Genomic DNA, 21,197 nt, shown 5'->3' on the forward strand with positions numbered 1-21,197 from the left:
CTCTTCTGGAGATATTTGAAACAACCGACCATTATCAGGAATTGAAACAGTATTTATAAAATCACTAATTTTGCCAAAACTACCTGCCATGCCAATTATTGGTACGTTAATCAAAAGTGCGATAGAGTTGAAGAATATTATGCCCGTCGAAAAGCGGAAGCCTTCAGCCATTGCGCAACAGAAAAAAGTACTTAAGAAGCTCGTTCGCAAGGCGCAATTGACTGCTTTTGGAGAGCATTACAATTTCTCTGAAACACTCAAGGATTCTGATTTAATTAAGGCGTTTCAGAAGTCTGTTCCGATTCACGATTACAATAAAATGCACAACGACTGGTGGTATCGCACACTCACAGGCGAAGCTTATGTTAGCTGGCCTGGTCGTGTGAAATATTTTGCCTTGAGTTCTGGCACAAGCGAGGCAACCAGTAAATACATTCCAGTGACGCCCGAAATGCTGCGTGCCATTAAAAAAACAAGCATCCGGACATTGGTGGCATCGGCCCGCTATGATATTCCAACCGATTTTTTCAAACGCGGAATACTTATGCTGGGCGGCAGCACACATCTTCATTACAACGGTACTTATTACGAAGGCGATTTATCCGGAATCACAACCGGCAACATTCCTTTCTGGTTTCAGCACTTCTACAAACCCGGAAAACGCATCAGCCGTGAGCGTGACTGGGAAACAAAAATTGAAGAAATAGTGCGTAAAGCACCTGAATGGGACATTGGGGCCATAGTGGGAGTTCCCGCCTGGTTTCAAATTCTGATGACCAAAATAATCGAGCGCTACAATCTGAATAATATTCACGAAATGTGGCCAAACCTGTCCATTTTCACCCATGGGGGAGTCAGCTTTGCACCTTATGCTAAAAGCTTCGAGAAGCTGCTTGGGAAGCCACTGATTTACATTGAAACCTATCTGGCATCAGAAGGATACATCGCCTACCAGGATGATCCTAAAAGCGACTCAATGGCATTGGTTCTCGACAACGGCCTTTTCTTTGAATTTGTTCCTTTCAACGATAATAACTTCGACAACGAGGGAAATATTAATCCCAATGCCGAGGCATTTACCATTGATCAGGTCGAAGAAGGTCGGGAATACGCATTACTGATAAGCTCTGTAGCTGGCGCCTGGCGCTATCTGATTGGTGATGTCGTGAAATTCACCAACCTCTCAAAAGCCCAGATTCACATTGTTGGGCGTACCAAGCATTATCTGAGTGTTTGCGGTGAGCATTTGTCGCAGGAAAACATGAACAGAGCCATTGAAATGCTTGAACATGATTACAATATTTCGGTTGCCGAATTCACTGTTGCAGGGCTGCCTCATGACAATATGTTCAGACACAAATGGTGGATTGGCACCAACGACACCATAGATCCGGAAGTAGCAGCCAGAGCAATAGACAACAATCTGAAGCATCTTAATGACGACTACCGCGTTGAACGAATTGCCGCAATTCGGAAAGTGGAAGCAGAGGTTCTTCCACTGGATGTTTTCTACGATTATATGAAGTCGAAAGGCAAAGTTGGCGCTCAGGTCAAATTTCCACGCGTCATGAAAAAACACCTTCCGGACTGGCTCGAATTTCTAAAAACTATAAATAAATAAGCATGCTAGAAATGCTCGGTATATTCATCGAAGGTATATTGCTTGGTTTGGTGCTGAGCATTACCCTTGGGCCGGCATTTTTTACCATTATTCAAACCTCAATCGACCGTGGATTCAGATCTGCATTCCTTATCGCCATTGGTGTTGCGTTTAGCGATCTGTTCATTATTACCATTTCCTATCTGGGTTTGTCGGCGGTTATCGAAAGTGGGAAAAATCAGGTCTATGCAGGCTTGGTCGGAGGGATTATACTCGTTATGTATGGAGTCTATACCTTTTTTAAAAAGCCGGAAGTTCTGAAACGACGAGCATCAAAGTCGCCCGGACCAGCACGGGTAGTCAGACCTATTACGTTTCTCGCAAAGGGTTTCTTCCTTAATATCGCAAATCCTTTTATTATCCTGTTCTGGCTGACAATTATCGGATATATCAGTCAGATTGCCGAATATGGCAAGTTGGAAGAAACCGCCACAGTTTTTCTGTCCGGCACTATCATTACAGTGTTTTTAATGGATGTGCTGAAGAGCTTTGTAGGCTACAAAATCAAAAAATATTTGCGTCCTCGAATTCAACTTCTGATCAACCGAATTGTCGGAATATCGCTGGCTGTTTTTGGAATTGTACTAATAATCAGACTACTTTTGTAAATCCCTATTGATTGAATCTCTCAGATTGATTATCTTTGACAAAACACTGCTACTATGAAATCCTATTCAAAAGTGATTCGATTTTTCCTGCTGATCTTTTCAGCAGCAGCGCTTTTCCTGGTTTCAAACTCTTGTAAAAACAGGCAGCAGCAAACCAAATATGGGCCGCCAAGCGACAGCTATCAGGACCAACCTGTAACTAAATACGGCGTTCCGACCGACACTCCTGAACCCATACAGACCAAGTACGGCGTTCCTGTTCCTGAAAACGAATAGGTTATTTTCTGCCGAAATCGGCTGGGATCTCACCCCACAAATCGGTTTCCCACTTTCTCACTTCGTTGTGAACGGGATTTTCCATCAACCATGCCTCTGCACGATGCAGCAACTGAAACACTTTGCTGTTGTTCGGCGTTCTCTCAAGTTTTGTTTTGGCTTTTTTGTTTCTTAACCACGCCATGGCTGTTCGCGAGTCCGAATACAATGGAATGTTCAGATTGTTTTTTTTGAGCCACGAAAGGCCATGAACAAGGGCGATAAACTCTCCAATATTATTGGTCGCATCCTTAAACGGACCTTCCCTGAAAATCAGATCTCCATTCTGGCCCCAGACACCCTGATATTCCATAACTCCAGGATTGCCACTACACGCTGCGTCAACGCAGATACACAATTCCTGCGGCCGAAGTGATGGATCGATAATTTTTTGTTTCCGAGGTTTAATGATTTCCTCATAGCCGCATTCATAAGCCTTTTCAGCTTCTTGTCTGGTGATAAAACCTTTGTATTTTGCACCCGCAAACCCGGAGATCTGCGCACGGCATTTATCCCAATTCGAATAAATGCCTGGTGCATGACCAACCCAAACAACATAAAAGTTATTCTTATTCTTCGACATCCGGCTTTTCGTTTAGTCCCGAAACCGGGCGGCGACTTCCCTGATAAGCTTCGAAGCACAACAGCCGACTTTCAATCATGCCATTCAGCAACGGTATTTTAATGGTAGCTTTTAATCCGATGCTCTTCCACAATTCTTCATTTCCGACAATCATCCAGACCTTCGATCCCTGCAAATTATTCTTGATGGTATCGCCGATTTTCTTGTAGTACTCAATGCTGTTTTCTATTGGCATTCGTGCATCGTACGGTGGATTGAAGACAATGTGTGAAGGGTTTTCGGGAGCGATTTCAAAGAAATTCTGGCGATCAAGTTCTATGTCTCTGTCCAGACGTGCTTTTCGGATATTTGCACTGGCGGCCCTCAACGATTCATCGGCGCGGTCTGCTCCAATTATTTGAAATTCAAATTCTTTGGTTTGTGCATCTGCCTCTTTCTTAATCCGCTCAAACATTGCTGGTTTAAACGTTTGCCAGTGCATGAATCCAAAATCACTGCGATAATAACCTGCCGGAATATTATTGGCCATCATGGCCGCTTCGATCAGAATTGTGCCTGACCCGCACATCGGATCAATAAAGTCACAGTCCATTTTCCAGCCCGACAGCCCGATAATACCGGCTGCCAAAACCTCATTCAACGGAGCAACGTGCGCTGCAACTCTGTATCCGCGCTTATGGAGGGATTTTCCGGAACTATCCACCGATACAACACATTCGTCATTGTTGACGTAAATATTTATTAGCAGGTCCGGATTGTCCTTGTCAACAGAAGGCCTGAGCCCGTAGCGATTCCTGAAAAAATCAACGACTCCATCCTTTGTCAGTAACTCAACAAAATGCGAATTATTAAAAACAGGACTGGAAGTGACCACTGAATCGACGGCTATTGTTTTGTCGGCCCCAACGTAAGTATCCCACTCAAACGAGCGAATATTCTTGAGGAATTCTTCTTTGTCGGTGAACGAAAATCGAAGCACTTCGACCAGCAATCTGATGCCGAAACGCGAAGTGTAATTCAGTCTGTACATCATTGCTTCGTCGGCTTCGAACATGAATCCCCGCTTGACGGGTTCTATGTTTGCGCATCCGGCATCGTTAAGTTCTTTCTCGAGCAAAGGCTCAAGACCAGCAAGTGTTTTAAATGTGTAATGGTGTATCGTAGTCGGCATATTGTGAAAGCTGTCTGAGATTGTTATTCGTGATTTCTTCACAAAAAAAGTCTGCAACTATTCATTCCCAATTGCAGACCAGTTTTGCACTTTGTTTTTTATCAATTATAAGAAAGTGAGGTGAACAGGCCCTCTGTAATCGATTTGTTCAAAGCGGCGTTTTTGACATTTATCGCATTGAAATTAAATGTTCCTGAAATCCGTCTGTTTGTCTGATCCACTTCAGAAAGAACTACAGTGCCATTAATAGCAGTATAAAGACTATCGGTATTGGATGCCACGGGGCTATATGAAGCACTGAAATTAAACTGCATTGTGCCCAGTGTGTAGGTACCGGTTGTTTCACCAACAATAGTAATATCAAGAGCATCGCTCTGCAATGCACTTCCATTGATGGAAAAACCGCCGGCGGTATTGGTTGTAACCCGAGTCAAAGCTGTCCACTGGACACCATCAATTTTGCACATCATTTTTGCATTCGGATTGATTATCACAGGTGTTCCGTCACCGTCTTCAGAACAAGACGTCATGACTAGACCAACCAAAGCCATTATTGCAAATATCTTTTTCATGCTAAAAAGTTTTTGCAAAGGTAGTGGTTTTTTGCGAAACAAGGGGATTCAAAAAAAAGGGGGCGGGCACTCCCTGCAGCTCTGAAACACTAATCAGGCCCGCCCCAATGTCTGCAAAATGGCGACAGTTTTACCCCAGAACGCCCATGTCCTGACCGGGCACCCGCTGTTCGACAACCTGACCCACAATCTCTGTAATAATGCGCTTCTGACCATCTTTGTCCACCCAGTTGCGGTTATTCAGTTTTCCCGCAATATACAGGCAATGGCCCTTCTTCACAATGTCTTCGCATGTCAAAACTACTTCGCTCCATAATACAATCCGATGCCAGATGGTATTCTGCACCGTGTCTCCCATGGCATTCATGTAGCTTTCGTTTGTTGCAAGTGAAAAAAACAACATTTTTTTTCCGGTTTTTGTTTCACGGACGTCCGGATCCTTGCCAACGCGCCCGATTAATTCAACTTTGTTCATGACATTTATTTTTTAAGTTTCATGTCACAAAGGTGCAACCGGTTCTCCCGATTATCCGGTTATTAATTACTTATTGTCGTTTATAAACGGATATAAATGCTTATAAATATTTGTAAGCATTTGTTGTCGAAAAAAGCATTTGATTAGATCTCTGGGATCCGGCTTCAGATCACGGATTATCGCCTCCCCGAATAACACCACCACTGTTGACAGGAGCGGCTTTTCGGAAAATGTCGTTTTTGTTCATTGGCCGCAACGAAGCCCGCCATTCAAATCCGGCCAGTTTGCGCTGATCGGCGGATAATTCCTTGTTCGGATATATGGTTCCCTGTGGAGATCCTGCCATGTTTATGGCAATTACAGTGCTGTTTTCGAAAAACAAATCCATGGATGAAGACGCGGATTTGTTGATCCCTGTTTTGGCTCCATTGTCGTCCTCGATAAAATAAACGGCTTCCGCATTTCCTGTAACCAGCATATGGTCCAGATCGTTGTTGATAAAATAGCCGTTCATACGCGATCCTTTTACCTGTTGAAAATCCAGCTCTTCATAAAACGAGACTATAAAGGCATTATCTTTCATCAACAGCTCTTTGATTGCATTGCGGTCAATGGCAAACTGAATATATTCGGCTGTCATTTGCGTCGAATCTGACCACAGACATGGTTTATCAAACATCCGCATCAGGGAATCTTTTTCGCAATAATAAAGAGAGTCACAAACACCCTGCATATCGTACCGGTAAAAACGTACTCCGTAATAGGCCTGAATTGTGCGGCCCAATGCACTGTCCTTCGTTGTGTAAAGCGTATCACCATGCAAATAGAGCGAATCGGTTTTTTCCCAGGTGACAAAAACAGCACTGTCGGTAGCAAGTACAGAGCTGTCCTTTTCAGTAAAATCAGCTTTATGAGCAAGCAGCAGCACATTCTCGAGCGTATCGCGGAAAACCACATTCCTTCTGGCTTTACCTATACCGAGCTTTTTATCGTAATACAATGTGTCGCCTTCGAGCACTGATGTGCCGTTGATGAGTTTTGCCCGATTAAAAAGTTTAGTCTGGTCGGTCAATGTGTTATACCACCCATATTCGCAGTAAATATCCGTACTGTCGCTCTTGATGTGGGAATTCCCATAAAAATCGATCTGCTCTGTCGCTGTATTGTACATCAGACTATCCGATGTCAGTCGGAAATTATTCCCGGTAACAACAACGCCATGCCTGAAAAAAAACTCTTTTCGGCCGGAATAATAATAGCCGTGCTTACTTACCAATTTGTTGTGCGGATCCTGAATTTCAGCACTGTCGAGATAATAGCCAACTCCGGTGCCAATATCGTAATACAGCTTCTCGGTATGCAGAACAATGTTGTTATCAATGAGCTCAACGTCCTCTTCCATGACCGCCTTTTTTTCATTGCCGTCATAGTGAAGTTTTTCGCCATAAATCTGAGTTGCATCCGACACTCTGATATGAACATTGCCGTATGCATCCATCGAGTTTTTGTTGATGTAAAGCAATGCGCTATCGCAATACAGCATCGAATTTTCGTGCTGAAACACAACATTCCCTTTGAGAAATTGAACATCAGGATCGACCGGTCGGTTATATTCAAGAACATTCGCCGACTTGAGCAGAATCTTTTTCTTTTCCTGAGCGGAAAGGTTCAATGAAAATCCGCAAAATAAAATTGCCAGAATTACAGTACACCCAAGACTTCTCAAAGATCTTCTTCTTTTAGAAATTTCCCTTTCATGTCGAACAATAGCCTTTTGCGCTCACGGTAACCTGTCTTTTTAATGAAAACACTGTATTTAAGCTGGTTTTCATCATTAATCATTATCCCGTCTGTAAATGACCAATCCGGATAGTTTTCTGAAATATATTTTGATGACTGCGAGGGTAGTTCTTTAAAAGAAACACTTTGACCATCCATCATATTTCCTTCTTCCATTGAAAGGTCGTCTTCCTCGGTCTCCTCATTGAAAACGGCATGCTGGTTATCTTTTTTCTCACGCAAATATTCATCTTCCGCATCAACATAATTGGCAAGGACTTCTTTTTCAAGACGACCGCTGGTTGAGAAAAATATTTCATGAAAAACCATGGGATCATTCATCCATGTCGGACCAAATAGTCTTACCAAAGTGAATTTACTCTTGTCGGCATAAAGCAGGTTTTCTGCAGACTCAATTTCAAGATCCGGATAATTACTTGCCAGATAATTCTGTATCATCGGTAAAAGATCTTTTGGGTTGAGAACTGTTGCTGACATTACATAAACTCCTTTTGAATCAAAATGCATCCGGTTTTCGGTGCTTCGGACCGGATTGTAATATGTAGCGACATACTGCCCTGCAATTGTGTCCCAGCGCACCTCTTCAGCTTTAGGTTCCTTTTTGGTAAATGCCTGTACTGCCACAGCTGGAACTTTACTTTGAGGGAAAGGATTTCTGCCCAGTTTCTTTTGATCTTTTTTCGAATCTTTGTCATTCTGGCCCGCATCGGAATTTATTGGCTTATTGGCGCCGGAAATCGGAGTACCCTGATAATCGAACCACAACTCAACTGCAGCTTTATCATCGGGTTTGCCTAGAACAACATAATAAGCATTCTGATACTTCTCGTTGTTTACAATATAGCTTTCCCGAATGGAATACTCTGTGTAGTTAATGATTACATAGGAGTTTATCGATGATGGCAACTCTTTTGGATGAACAGCTAGCTTTCCGCGCTCATTTGCTCCCTGAAGCTGCAAGTCGATCTCGCTGCCTTTCGAATCACTCTTTCGGACAAACGCACCCGAAATGTCGTATATAGCAAACAAAAGCTGGTTGGTAATTGTGTCCTTTAATTGAACACTATACTCTGAAACGTCCTTGTTTTCGGAAAGAATAATTTTTACAATTTTCGTGTTTGCAAAGCCAGTCGTTACATGTTTCTGCATTGATCTTGGGCAATCCACCAGTTTGTACTCGGATTCGGAATTTATCCACCGGCCGGATTCGGAGAATTTCACAACAACATTAATATCGTCATAATTAAATGCTGCATGAAAGTCGGTGTTGTGCTTGGTCCACTGCACACCGGTAGCACCCGGAAACAGATTAGGCAGTTTGCTTTTCACTATTTCAGGAACGTCGCTTTCCTTAACCGGAATCTGCGCCCATGCAATGCATTGTATTGACAATAGCATGATGAAACCGAGAAGTACTTTTTTCATAGTGACTAAAGTTTAATTATTTGATCTCTTCCTGGTCCGGTAGAGATGTGGGAAAGATGTACACCAGCAGCATTTTCCACAAAACTGATATAACTTGCAAGTTCTTCAGGGAAATGTGAAGGATCGGCTGTTTTTGCTAAATCTGCTGACCATCCTTTGAGATTTCTAGTGATTATTTCAGGTTCAAAACCGGCTGGAATGTCAGGCATATCATAGGTTACACCCTCGCATTTGTACGAGTCACATACTTTAATGGTTTCGATTCCTGTAAGCACATCGGCTTTTGTCATAATCAAATCAGTAACCCCGTTCAGCATCACCGAGTAACGAAGTGCCGGTAAATCAAGCCAGCCCGTTCTTCGCGGTCTGCCGGTAGTAGCGCCGAATTCGTTGCCGTTTTTGCGTATCATTTCGCCCATATCATCAAAAAGTTCTGTTGGGAAAGGCCCGTTGCCAACCCTGGTGCAATAAGCTTTGAAGATACCAAAAACCTTGCCTATATGGCCAGGTGCTACTCCGAGACCGGTGCAGACGCCCCCTGTCATTGTGTTTGAAGATGTCACGAAAGGATAAGATCCAAAATCAACATCAAGCAAAGTGCCCTGAGCGCCTTCGGCAAGAACTCTTTTGCCTGCTGCGATGGCTTTATTCACTTCAATTTCAGTGGCAGCAATACGGAACTGTTTTAGCTTGTCAGCGGCTTTCAGCCATTCCTGTTCATAGTCATCGAATGAACGGCCGTCAAGCGTTATGTTTTTATAATCGACCCCTGATTTGGCGATAAGGTGCATGTGAGCATCCTTTCGTGATTGGTATTCACTTCTGAACCCAGCGTGCAGAATTTCACCAACGCGCAGTCCAACGCGCTTATACTTGTCGGTATAGGTAGGGCCAATTCCTTTCAGCGTGCTGCCGATTTTTTTCTCACCCATAGCTGCTTCGTTCACTGCATCCAGTAGCCTGTGTGTAGGCATGATGAGATGAGCGCTGCGGCTGATTACCAGATTCGAAACCGGATCAAATCCGGCATCGCGAATAGTATCGATTTCATCAAAGAAAATAAAAGGATCAATCACTACCCCATTCCCAATGATATTGAGAATATTGCTTCTGAATATTCCACTGGGGACAGTATGCAAAACAAACTTCCGGTCATTGAAAATGATGGTATGACCGGCATTGGGTCCACCCTGAAATCTGGCAATAATATCATATTGCGGCGCTAAAGCGTCAACAATTTTTCCTTTACCCTCATCGCCCCATTGCAGGCCTAAAATCACGTCAACTTTCATACAGGTTTATTCAATTTACAAAATTAACAAATTAATCCTTCTTTTCAAAGCGCTTCTTGCTGTCTTTGGCACATTCTTCACAAACTCCATGAAAGACGAGTGAATGGCTTGAAGCGTGAAACCCAAATGAGTTTTGCAACGTTTTTTCTATTTCACCCACGCGGGGCTCACAGAATTCAATAACCTTATTGCATTTCATACAAATCGCATGATCATGCTGTTGAAAGCAAAAACATTTTTCATACTGAGCGCTGTTTTGTCCAAACTGGTGCTTCACAACCAATCCGCTTTCGAGCAGCAACTCCATTGTGTTGTACAACGTGGCACGGCTCACCCGATACCGGTTGTTCTTCATTCGGATATACAGAGACTCTATATCGAAATGTCCGGCTTGACTGTATATTTCTTTCAGAATCGTAAACCTTTCAGGGGTCTTCCGATGCTTTGTACGGCTCAGATACTCAGTGAAAATCTGCTTCACATTGTCATAACTGTCCACCTTATGCTGATGATCGGCATTCTTATCCATCACGAAAAATTTCAGTAAAGATAAAAATTGTTTTTATTTAGAATAAATAAGATTTTCACCTGACAATGATAAATTAACAAGGATTGCTATTGATTTTCGGAAAGACGCAGGCGGAAAACCCGCTGAACCCCATCAACCTTTTTAAGTTGTGAAATCATGTTTTTGAGATGCTCGGTATCATTTACGAAAAGGATGATTCTTCCTTCAAATGTTTCTCCTTTGCTTTCCAGGAAAATAGAACTGATGTTGAGGTTATTCTCTTCTGACAAAAGCCTGCTGATATCGCGAAGAATGCCGATTTTATCCATCCCGGAAACCTGAATGGCTGTTTTGAATGTGATGAGTTTGGAATCATTCCACTGCACTTTCTTAATGCGGTCGCCATATCTGGCACTTATCCGCACAGCATTTGCACAGTTTGCCCGGTGAATTTCGAGTGTATTTTCAGAAACTACAAATCCCACTACTTCGTCGCCGGGAATTGGATTACAGCAATCGGCAATGGTGTATGATATTTTGGACTCAACATTCAGGTCTACTCCTTTTGTTCTGCGAATACCACGGGTTTTTTCAGTCCCTGGCTTAGCCCCGGCTTTACCTCGCATGAAAGGCATTCTGAGATACTGCAGCCAACCCGAACGATCGTGAACGGTAGCAAACGATTTCACTACTTTAATGTCTATTTTGCCACGGGCGGCTTCATAAAACATTTCGCTGACACTCTGGACTCCAATGTATTTGGCAAATTCAAGAAGTACGACTTCATCAGAAACCAGTTTCACCTGTCCGAACATGCGGGTAACCATATCGCGACCGCGATCAATCGATTTACGACGCTCTTCCTTAACCGCCATTTTTATCTGTGACTTCGCTTTTGCGGTGACTGCACTCTGCAGCCATTCTTCTTTGGGCGATTGCTTGTCGCTGGTGAGAACTTCAACCTGGTCGCCGCTATTCAGCACATGACTGATGGGAACAAGTTTGTGATTGACTTTTGCGCCGATGCATTTATTTCCCAGATCAGTATGGATGGAATAAGCAAAGTCGAGAATGGTGGAATTCTTAGGCAGATTGCGGAGTTCGCCGGTCCGGGTAAACAAGTATATTTCGTCTGCGAAGAGTGTTAGTTTAAAGTCGTCCAGAAAATCGAGTGCATTTGCCTCGGGTCGCTGAAGAAGCTCGCGAATTTTCTTTAACCAGTCATCCAGCGAGTTCTCCATCCCATCCTTGTTTTCCTTATATTTCCAGTGAGCGGCATATCCCTTTTCGGCAATCTCATTCATGCGAAAGGAGCGGATCTGGATTTCGACCCATTTACCGGCATCGCTCATTACGGTGGTGTGCAATGCTTCGTAACCATTGGCCTTTGGTACCGATATCCAGTCGCGCAGTCTTTCCGGGTTGGGAGTGTACACCTGCGTCACCAGTGAATATGCTTTCCAGCAATCTATCTTTTCTTTCTGAGGATCGTCAGCATCAATAATAATACGGATCGCAAAAATGTCGTAGACTTCCTCGAAAGGAATACTCTTGTTCTGCATTTTTTTCCAAATGGAATTGATGCTTTTTGTTCTGCCGATGATATTAAAGTTCAGGTCTTCTTTCTTCAACAAGGATTCAACAGGCTTAATGAACTGATGAATAAATTTACGCCGGTCCTCTTCGGTTTCAATAAGCTTTTGGGTAAGGGTTTCGTAAATTTGGGGCTCAGTGTATTTCAGCACCAGATCTTCCATTTCGCTTTTGATGATGTATAGGCCAAGTCTGTGAGCCAACGGTGCGAAAAGGAATGCTGTTTCCGAGGCAATTTTTAGTCGTTTTTCCGGAGGCATGTGCTCCAGGGTTCTCATATTATGCAGCCGGTCGGCCAATTTGATCAGAATAACTCTGACATCCTCGGCCATAGTGAGCAATATTTTTCTAAAATTTTCGGCCTGAATCGACGGACCAAAATCTGAGTTGTCAACGATTCCGGAAATTTTTGTCAAGCCATCAATAATAGAGGCCACTTTTGGTCCAAAGAGACCACTGATATCTTCGAGCGTATAATCTGTGTCTTCAACAACATCATGCAACAGAGAACAGATTATAGAAGTTGTGCCAAGGCCAATTTCTCCGGCAGAGATGATGGCCACTTCCATAGGGTGAAAAATATAGGGTTCGCCACTGCGGCGGCGCATACCTTTGTGGGCTTCGGCTGCCAGGTTAAATGCTTTGCGGATCAGCCTTTTGTCTTTTGAATCTGTGATGGGCTTGCACACCTTCAACAAAGCGCGGTAACGCTTCAATAACTCTTTCTTTTCTATCTCGGTAAGGCCAAACTCCATCTTTTTTATTGCAAAAATAGCAAATTGGAGCTTTCATGAGAATTTACTTTTGATTAATTCAGAATCGTCGCAATATTTTCGGCAAATATGTCCGGAATGCAAATCAAAGGATGAATGATGGTATGCATTTCAATTAATTTAACAGGAAGTCCTGACTAAACCACAATGTTAGTATACATTAAACCATTAAAAGTTAAATTTCAGGAGTTGTATATTTTAGCCAAATATTTCATCACTAAACCGTATTACACTATGATTTTTTATTATATTTGCCCTGTTATCTGAACACAATCAAATTATTAATATGAAGACACTAGCACTTTTAAGCGCTATTCTGCTGGTTTTGGCTATGCCAGTAATCAGTCAGACCGTAATCGTGAACGAGGATTTCGAATCTGCCCCGTATGATTTAACGTCAAGCGGATCGATCGCCTGGGGAATCAATTCAAGGTTACAGGCGGCGGGGGCCTTTTCAGACTCCTGCACCATTGGTCTATCCAGCACAAGTTATCTGACATCGAATTCATTTTCGACAGTAGGAAATATGAGTGTAATTCTGGAATTCAAGCAAATCTGTAAAATCGAAAGCAGTGATGCCGCACAAATTGAATACTCCATCGATGGAGGTACTACCTGGACTTTGGTAAGCCAAAGTTATTACCTAGGTGCCGGATCATTCGCGTCGAGTAAATTCTCGGAATTCAGCTACCCTACTACCTGGATGGCTGGGAATGCTACAGCAGTTCCACAAAACACCTGGTGGAAATCAGAGCAGTTTGATCTGAGCGGGCTGTGTGCCAATCAGGCCAATGTGAAAATTCGTTTTAAACTGAATGATGCCAGCAATAACGGAGCCAGCCAACGCACAGGCTGGTATCTGGATGATGTGAAAGTGACCGTTGCTGCTTCAGAGCTTATTCCACCAACAATAACACTGGTACCTGTAATTCATCAGGATACAGTTTTTACGCCAGGACCTTTTGAGGTTAAGGCAAAAGCAACGGACGCCTCTGGCATTGCTTCTGTAAAGCTTGTTTACAGCGTTAATGCAGGGCCCACCGACACGCTGGATATGTCGGTTTTGAGTGTTGATACATTTTCAGTGAGCATCCCGGCTCAGGCCTACAACACGCGCGTTGATTACTATGTTATTGCTACAGATGCTTCTCTGGCTTCGAACGATGGCAGTTCGACCAATTATTGGCTGTATACAAAAAAACCGGCACCGGTTGTAATTATTGGGACAGGTACAACAACCAGCAGCTACACCCCAGCGTATGGGACGTGGGATTTTGGTTGGTCAGAAATGATCTATACTCCAGCGGAAATAGGAATGTCAGGTTCAATTGACTCTATTTTCTTTAATGTTGCATCATTGACTGCTCCATACACTTTTTATAATCAGAAAATCTACATTTCAACATCGGCAATTTCTGAAATTCCGGCAGGCACCATGCCTGACACAAACTCAATGACGCTCGTTTATAGTGGAAATTATACATTCACTTCAGTTGGCTGGAATAAGGTTGTCCTTTCAACCCCATTTAACTACGACGGGATTGGGAATCTGCATATAATATGGGTAAACCGAGACGGCGCCTGGGTCTCAGGGGGGCCATCATACAACTGCACTTCGACTAGCCCGGTATACAGGACTCAGTACAAATATGCTGATGACAATTTCCCAACAACGACCGGAACAACCACCTACAGCAGACCAAATCTAAAACTGGCATTCACTGTGATCAACACTGTACATAATGTTGCACCGGTTCAGATGACATCGCCATTAACTGTACCAACGCCCGTTACAGGCACGCCCTATGATGTAAAAATTAAAGTCAAAAATTTAGGGTCAGATACACTAAACACCTTAACCATCAACTGGTCGGTGAATGGAACACTTCAGACTCCATATTCCTGGAACGGCACGTTGCTTCAGGATGAAATTTCGACGGACATCACGCTCGGTTCGGTTACATTTTCATTAGTTGGAAACAATGTGATCAAGGCCTGGACGAGCAATCCGGATGGTTTCGCAGATGAAGCACCTCAAAATGATACCATTTCAAAAACGTACTTCGCTTGTTCGGCGGTTCTGGCTGGGACGTATACAATTAATCCTATTGTTCCAACCGGTGGAACCAATTTTCAGTATTTCTCAGACGTATTATCAACCCTGCAAAACTGCGGAATTACGGACACTACCATTTTTAATATTGTCGCCGGGACTTATGACACGTTGCTGACATTGGGAACAATTCCTGGAAATGGTCCCACGGCCAGTGTTGTTTTCCAATCTGCCAGTGGAATAAATACAGATGTAACCTTGCGCTATAATGCAGCTACAGCAGTCGACAACTTTGTTTTTAAATTCAATGCTGCAAAATACATTGAAGTTAAAAACATGACCATCAAAGCGCTTGGAACTACTTATGGAAAATGCGTTGACATTTCCGGCGGTTCAAATCATCTTTTGTTTGAAGGAAATATTTTTGAGAATCCGGCCAACTCCTCTACCTTAACAGATATGGCGTTGATCAACAACACCAGTGCATTAAACGATACGGCCATAACAATCCGGAATAATGTGTTCAACAACGGATCTTATGGTATTTATTTTTATGGTGTCAGCAGCAGCCTGGAAGGTGGGAATATTATAGAAGGAAACACTTTCAACAACTTCTATTACCGGGGAATTTACACTTACTACCAGAAAAACCTGCTTGTTCACAACAACACTCTAACATCAAACACCGTTTACTCGTCGCCGGCCGGTATGCAACTGGCTTATAGTGACTATTCTACCGTTACCTCAAATAAAATCAGTGTCCCAGCTTATTATGGTCTCTACTTTTATTACAGTGATGGCGACGCCAATAAATCAAGTTTGATTGCCAACAACTTTATTTCGATCGGTGGTTCATCTACCTCTTATGGCTTATATCCGTACTATTCCAACTATGTGGATATTTACCACAACACTGTGAATAACTACGGATCAGGTACCTCCGCCCGGGCTTTCTATTTATATTATGGTGGTCCGATGAATGTCAAAGACAATGTATTTGCGGCAACTGGAGGTGGATATGCTTATTATGTGGCATCAACCGCAACTGTATTTGCATCAGATTACAACAACCTTTACAGCACCGGCACTTCGCTCGGTTATTACAGCATTGCGCGTGCCGACCTTGCTGCCTGGACAACTGCCACCCTGAAGGATTCAAATTCCGTGAGTATAAATCCCGGATTTGTTAGTTCTACCAACCTTCACACGTTCAATTTGAATATGAATGATCTGGGTACCCCAGTAGGAATAACCACTGATATTGATGGACAAACTCGAAGTCTTATTACACCGGATATGGGCGCTGATGAGTTTTCACCTGCTCCGGAGGACGCTGGCGTAATTGCCATTCTTGAACCCACAACATCTCCGGTTCCTGTGACAGGAAATTTGTACAATGTTATTGTCGAAATAAAGAACTTTGGTACCGATACCCTGGAGACCGCCAGCATAGGCTGGTCGGTTGACGGAACAGTTCAAACTCCTTTTGCCTGGATTGGGAATGTTTTACCCGGAGCTACAGAAAGCAACATCACCATTGGAACAGTGACTTTCCCAACTGCAGGCAGTCACAGCATAAAAGCATGGACTTCGATGCCCAACGCTGTTGCAGATCCAAACAACCTGAATGATACCACAATCAAAGCATATACTGTTTGTGATGTAGTGCTTTCAGGAACATATTCCATCGACCCCGTAACACCAACCGGTGGAACTAACTTTCAGTACTTTGCAGAAGTTCTGACAATACTTCAAAACTGCGGGATAAGCGACACCACTGTTTTCAATATTGAGCCCGGAACATATGACACAACGCTTACCTTCAACGGCGCCATTCCTGGAGCCGGACCATCGGCCTGTGTTATTTTCCAGTCGGCCACCGGTGTTAATACTGATGTGACCTTACGAAAAAATGCGACTGCATCCGGATCTAATTTTATTGTCAAACTTAACGGCACCAGCCGTGTGCAGTTTAAGAATATGTCCTTCCTCACACAGGGCACCTCTTATGGAACAGCGATCAACCTTGGTGGTGGTTCGCATTATAACCTGTTCGAAGGAAACATTATCGAAGGTCCGGCAACTACGTTGACCTCATCCGACATGGCCTTGATTTATAATTCAATTACGGTCAATGACACCAATAATATTATCCGGAACAACGTTCTAAACAACGGTTCCTATGGAATCTACTGGTATGGAATTTCATCAACTAACCTTGAGAAAAACAATGTAATTGAAGGAAACACCCTGAACAATTTCTACTATTACGGACTGTACACTTACTATCAGAAAGGTATCGTAATCAAAGGCAATGAACTCAATACCAATTCGGCCTATGGTTCAGTAGTGGGAATGTATTTGAACTATAACGACTATTCTGTAATTGAAAAGAACAATATTGTTGTCCCAACCTATTATGGTATTTATTTTTATTATTGCGATGCCGATGCAACAACGCATTCCCGAATCGTGAATAATATGATTCAGGTAGGCGGAACATCGACGGCATATGCGCTGTACAGCAACACCAGTACTTATGTTGATATTTACCACAACACGCTTAATACCAGTTCGACATCCACAACCGGCCGTGCACTTTACATTTATTATGGCGGTAATCTGAATGTGAAGAACAACTTCCTCACAAATACCGGATTGGGCTACGCAATTTATAACAGTAGTGCTGGTACCGTATTTAGCAGTGATTATAACAACCTCTATACAGCCGGATCAACACTTGGTTATCACGGTAGTGCGGCAGCCGATCTGGCCGCATGGAAAACATTGACGCAAAAGGATTCAAACTCTGTAAGTGTTGCCCCAGGTTATATAAGTGCCAGTGATCTTCATACCCTGGCCTTCAGTACCAATGGACTGGCGACTCCGCTGGGAATTACTGAAGACATCGATGACGAACTCCGCAGTCTGACAACACCGGATATGGGCGCTGACGAATTTTTACCTCCACCATTCGAAGCTCAGCTGTTGTCGGTTATTTCGCCTTTAGGCGGTTGCGGATTGGGTGTTGAAGACGTTATCATCCGTGTAAAGAACAACGGCAGTGATACCATCAATGGTAATTTTACAGCCACCTATGTGGTGAATAACGGAACACCTGTTACGGAGGCAATCACCGCTACGCTTCTGCCGATGGAAACCTATGATTTCACTTTTGCAGCAACCGTTGACATGTATGTAGGATTTGGTAACGACAGCTTATTTAATTTTGATGCATGGGTAACCCTTCTCGGCGATACCATTCACCAGAATGACAGCATCAGTTTTTCGGCAAATTCATTGCACTCACCTGCTGTTGTGACACTTACAAGCGACACAATCCCTTATGGCACCGCTGCAACATTGACTGCAACCAGCGTCGATACCATTCAGTGGTTTGCAGATCCTGCCCTTACAACACTTCTTGCAACCGGATCTTCGTACACAACTCCTGTTTTGTATGACACCACAATTTATTATGTTGCTTCGACCAGTGCAATGGATATTAATTACACTTTTGACAGTGATCTGCAGGGCTGGACAGCAATTTCTCCATGTTCTTATTCGTATAACTGGTCGTGGAGCAGCGATGGCGGAGCAGGTGCAGCATATATGCCGAACCCCAGTGACACTTCCAGCGCATATCTGAAATCACCGGTCATCAATGTTTCAGGAGATACTGTGCAGCTTTCATTCCGACACCGATACGACACTGAAAACTGCTGCGATCGCGGATATGTCGCATATCGCATTGATGGCGGGGCTTGGACACACCTAACAATGACTACTGGCTTGTATAGTGGGTTAGATAATCTGTATAAAGATCCAATCCTGGGTGCATGCGTAGCTGGTCCAACAGTTGGGACATTTGGCGGATCCAATAACACATATTTTGTTAGTAGTGCGCCAATAAACCTTAACGGTGGCTTACAACTGGAAATTGCATTCGTCTTTTCCTCTGATTATAGCTTAGGTTATACCGGCTGGTTTATAGACGAAGTTTCGCTACACAAATCCGGATGTCCGGGACCGATCAGCCCAGACACAGTGTTTCTTACCGGCGTGCCAGCCAATGACCTGGGAGTTATTTCTATCATTGAACCCACTTCAGGTATCGAACTCACAACCAATGAACCTGTTCAGGTTCAGATTCGGAACTATGGCACAGCACCTGCCGTAAACTTTGACATAAGCTATCAGATTAACTCATTGACTCCGGTTACGGAGCAGTTTACCGGGACTATTCTCCCTGGCGACACAGGGCTGTACACCTTTACTACTGATGCAAATCTTTTTGCTTTTGCAAGTTATGTATTCAAGGCATACCCAACGATTACCGGAGACATTTATCCAACAAATGACACAGCTTACAAAACAGTGACCAATGGTGAGCTGATTTATTGCACTTCAACAGCCACAAGCACAATCGATGAAGATATTTTCAACGTCACTATCGGTTCGTTGAATAATACTTCGCCTGCACCGCACACCATGATGTACACCGATTACACAACAACCGTTGCTGCTCCATTTCTGGCTCATGGTGTCACATATCCAATGTCAGTGACCATTGGTGACGATGCATCATCCTATTACGACGGATTCGTAGAAGCATATATCGATTTCAATCACGACGCTATCTTTTCTGATCCTGAGGAAATTGTGTTTTCTACTTCTTATGTTGATGCAATGGATACAACCATCACCCGAAATGTAACCATTCCGTTAACTGCCTTTACCGGAAAAGTTGGAATGCGGGTTGTTTGCCGTGAAGGCGGAACAGCTGTAACTGTAGTCCCTTGCGGCACTTACAGCTATGGCGAAACCGAAGATTATTTCGTGATACTTGCTCCGCAGATTCCGTTTGATGCAGGTGTAATCTCCATTGATGAACCAGGCTATATTCAATCAGAAGCTTCCTCTGTGCCTGTAGTAGTGTCTGTCAAGAACTTCGGGACCAACACACTGACATCCATTCCTGTTACTTATGAAGCAAACAGTGGAACACCAGTCACTTACACCTGGAATGGCTCGCTTGCTCCAGATGATACTATTCAGATTACCCTTCCAAATGTCACTGTAATCGCAGACAGCAACCTCATTTGCGCTTATACCATGGTGCTGAATGATTCGAATACATTCAATGATCAGTCGTGTGCGTATTTCTTTGGCCTGCCTCCTACTGTAATTTTTGAAGACGACATGGAAAATGGCACCCAGCTTTACGGCGACACATCGGCACTTTGGGAACACGGTGTTCCAACCGCAGATGTTATTAATATTGCTCATAGCCCCGATAACGTTTGGGCAACCATTCTGGACGGGGATTATCCAAGCTCAGCCAATGGGTTTGTTTACACACCCAACCTTAACTTCTTTGGTGTCAACGGAGCTTATCTGGCCTTCTATTACTGGATTGATGCCGAGGAAAACAGTGATGGTGGATTTGTACAATACACAACCAACAATGGAGTGACATGGACATCACTGGGCGGTATTAACGATCCGCTGGGTTACAACTGGTTCGACTCTTTTGCATCAGGTACAGCTGGCTGGACCAAAGCAACCAACGGATGGAAACCTGCATTTATCAAACTTGATGCAGTCTCAGGTTTTAGTATTGTAAAATTCCGATTTGGCTTTAAATCAAACACAACTACGGTTAACAATGGATTTGCGATCGATGATGTAAAAATCTTTGGACCTCCGGCTCCTATTGATGGTGGTGTGGTTGAAGTTTTGACACCAAGTATTTCAACAAGTGCCGGCCAACAGGTCACGGTAAGTGTTAAAATCACAAACTTCGGCAGTGCAAACCTGACCTCAATTCCTGTTTCATATGCCCTCAATACAGGCTTCCCGCCGCAAAACGGAACATGGACAGGAACACTTGCCCCTGGTGATACAACTACCTATACCTTTACCCAGACCTATCCGGGACCAGCCGCAGATTATGCGCTTTGTGCCTATACCAAGCTGAGCGGTGATCCGTATAAACTGAATGATACAACCTGTGTCGATCTGCTCGATGCAACCGGAATAGAAGAGACCGTTCAGGAAGGAGTCGTTCTGTTGCAGAATGTACCTAACCCGGCATCGGACATTACCCGGATATCATTTATTCTGCCTGAACCAGGCACTGGTCTGATTACGCTTCGTAATGCAATCGGTGAAGTAATTTACTCCTGCTCAGTTGACGGAATTAAGGGTAAAAACGACCTGGATGTTAACCTGCAAGACATTGAACAGGGACTCTACTTTTACACATTTGAATTTAAAGATGTGAAACTTACACGCAGATTATCTGTAATGAGATAGGATTCTCATACGCTTTTCAAATAAAAAAGAGGACGATCGTCCTCTTTTTTA

Annotated in this window: 13 protein-coding genes; 4 read left to right on the forward strand and 9 right to left on the reverse strand. The window is 43.5% G+C overall.

What is annotated here, in order from left to right:
• Positions 1 to 88 precede the first annotated feature (88 nt).
• The 3 genes from A2W93_07085 to A2W93_07095 are packed head-to-tail and all read left to right on the forward strand — an operon-like array spanning position 89 to position 2,544.
• Complete coding sequence (locus A2W93_07085) at positions 89 to 1,621, forward strand: GH3 auxin-responsive promoter (protein ID OFY53774.1); 1,533 nt, start codon at positions 89 to 91, stop codon at positions 1,619 to 1,621.
• A 2-nt stretch (positions 1,622 to 1,623) separates the two neighbouring features.
• On the forward strand, positions 1,624 to 2,268 hold the full coding sequence (locus A2W93_07090) for a hypothetical protein (protein ID OFY53775.1): 645 nt from the start codon (positions 1,624 to 1,626) through the stop codon (positions 2,266 to 2,268).
• Positions 2,269 to 2,322: 54 nt separating this feature from the next.
• Positions 2,323 to 2,544, forward strand: a complete 222-nt coding sequence (locus tag A2W93_07095) for a hypothetical protein (protein ID OFY53776.1) — start codon at positions 2,323 to 2,325, stop codon at positions 2,542 to 2,544.
• Between the two features lies 1 nt (position 2,545).
• On the opposite strand, the gene A2W93_07100 is transcribed toward A2W93_07095, so the two are convergent.
• The 9 genes from A2W93_07100 to A2W93_07140 form a co-directional block, all read right to left on the reverse strand.
• The gene (locus A2W93_07100; GenBank protein OFY53777.1) at positions 2,546 to 3,166 is read right to left on the reverse strand and encodes a ribonuclease H; all 621 of its coding nucleotides are present in this window, start codon (positions 3,164 to 3,166) and stop codon (positions 2,546 to 2,548) included.
• Positions 3,153 to 4,337 carry a hypothetical protein gene (locus A2W93_07105; protein ID OFY53791.1) on the reverse strand — a complete coding sequence of 395 codons (1,185 nt, stop codon included), beginning with the start codon at positions 4,335 to 4,337 and terminating at the stop codon, positions 3,153 to 3,155. The genes A2W93_07100 and A2W93_07105 overlap by 14 nt, the downstream gene beginning before the upstream one ends.
• A 101-nt stretch (positions 4,338 to 4,438) precedes the next feature.
• Positions 4,439 to 4,909 (reverse strand): hypothetical protein, encoded by a 471-nt coding sequence (locus tag A2W93_07110; protein OFY53778.1) that lies wholly within the window; start codon positions 4,907 to 4,909, stop codon positions 4,439 to 4,441.
• A 130-nt stretch (positions 4,910 to 5,039) separates the two neighbouring features.
• Positions 5,040 to 5,393, reverse strand: a complete 354-nt coding sequence (locus tag A2W93_07115) for a hypothetical protein (protein OFY53779.1) — start codon at positions 5,391 to 5,393, stop codon at positions 5,040 to 5,042.
• A 160-nt stretch (positions 5,394 to 5,553) separates the two neighbouring features.
• The gene (locus A2W93_07120) at positions 5,554 to 7,056 is read right to left on the reverse strand and encodes a hypothetical protein (GenBank protein ID OFY53780.1); all 1,503 of its coding nucleotides are present in this window, start codon (positions 7,054 to 7,056) and stop codon (positions 5,554 to 5,556) included.
• Positions 7,057 to 7,106: 50 nt separating this feature from the next.
• Positions 7,107 to 8,609 (reverse strand): hypothetical protein, encoded by a 1,503-nt coding sequence (locus tag A2W93_07125; GenBank protein ID OFY53781.1) that lies wholly within the window; start codon positions 8,607 to 8,609, stop codon positions 7,107 to 7,109.
• Between the two features lie 5 nt (positions 8,610 to 8,614).
• The gene (locus A2W93_07130; protein ID OFY53782.1) at positions 8,615 to 9,901 is read right to left on the reverse strand and encodes an adenylosuccinate synthase; all 1,287 of its coding nucleotides are present in this window, start codon (positions 9,899 to 9,901) and stop codon (positions 8,615 to 8,617) included.
• Positions 9,902 to 9,932: 31 nt separating this feature from the next.
• Positions 9,933 to 10,430, reverse strand: a complete 498-nt coding sequence (locus A2W93_07135; protein ID OFY53783.1) for a transcriptional repressor — start codon at positions 10,428 to 10,430, stop codon at positions 9,933 to 9,935.
• Between the two features lie 86 nt (positions 10,431 to 10,516).
• Positions 10,517 to 12,766 (reverse strand): RelA/SpoT family protein, encoded by a 2,250-nt coding sequence (locus A2W93_07140; GenBank protein ID OFY53784.1) that lies wholly within the window; start codon positions 12,764 to 12,766, stop codon positions 10,517 to 10,519.
• Positions 12,767 to 13,061: 295 nt separating this feature from the next.
• Between A2W93_07140 and A2W93_07145 the strand changes: the two genes are divergently transcribed.
• A complete protein-coding gene (locus A2W93_07145; protein ID OFY53785.1) occupies positions 13,062 to 21,146 on the forward strand; it encodes a hypothetical protein in 8,085 nt (2,694 codons plus the stop codon).
• Positions 21,147 to 21,197: the final 51 nt, after the last annotated feature.

This window comes from Bacteroidetes bacterium GWF2_43_63 (assembly GCA_001769275.1).
In the GTDB taxonomy this organism is placed as follows: domain Bacteria; phylum Bacteroidota; class Bacteroidia; order Bacteroidales; family DTU049; genus GWF2-43-63.

Coding starts and splice junctions, on each gene's coding strand:
- A2W93_07085 (OFY53774.1), top strand. CDS start 89: ATGCCAATTATTGGTACGTTAATCAAAAGTGCGATAGAGTTGAAGAAT.
- A2W93_07090 (OFY53775.1), top strand. CDS start 1,624: ATGCTAGAAATGCTCGGTATATTCATCGAAGGTATATTGCTTGGTTTG.
- A2W93_07095 (OFY53776.1), top strand. CDS start 2,323: ATGAAATCCTATTCAAAAGTGATTCGATTTTTCCTGCTGATCTTTTCA.
- A2W93_07100 (OFY53777.1), bottom strand. CDS start 3,166: ATGTCGAAGAATAAGAATAACTTTTATGTTGTTTGGGTTGGTCATGCA.
- A2W93_07105 (OFY53791.1), bottom strand. CDS start 4,337: ATGCCGACTACGATACACCATTACACATTTAAAACACTTGCTGGTCTT.
- A2W93_07110 (OFY53778.1), bottom strand. CDS start 4,909: ATGAAAAAGATATTTGCAATAATGGCTTTGGTTGGTCTAGTCATGACG.
- A2W93_07125 (OFY53781.1), bottom strand. CDS start 8,609: ATGAAAAAAGTACTTCTCGGTTTCATCATGCTATTGTCAATACAATGC.
- A2W93_07130 (OFY53782.1), bottom strand. CDS start 9,901: ATGAAAGTTGACGTGATTTTAGGCCTGCAATGGGGCGATGAGGGTAAA.
- A2W93_07135 (OFY53783.1), bottom strand. CDS start 10,430: ATGGATAAGAATGCCGATCATCAGCATAAGGTGGACAGTTATGACAAT.
- A2W93_07145 (OFY53785.1), top strand. CDS start 13,062: ATGAAGACACTAGCACTTTTAAGCGCTATTCTGCTGGTTTTGGCTATG.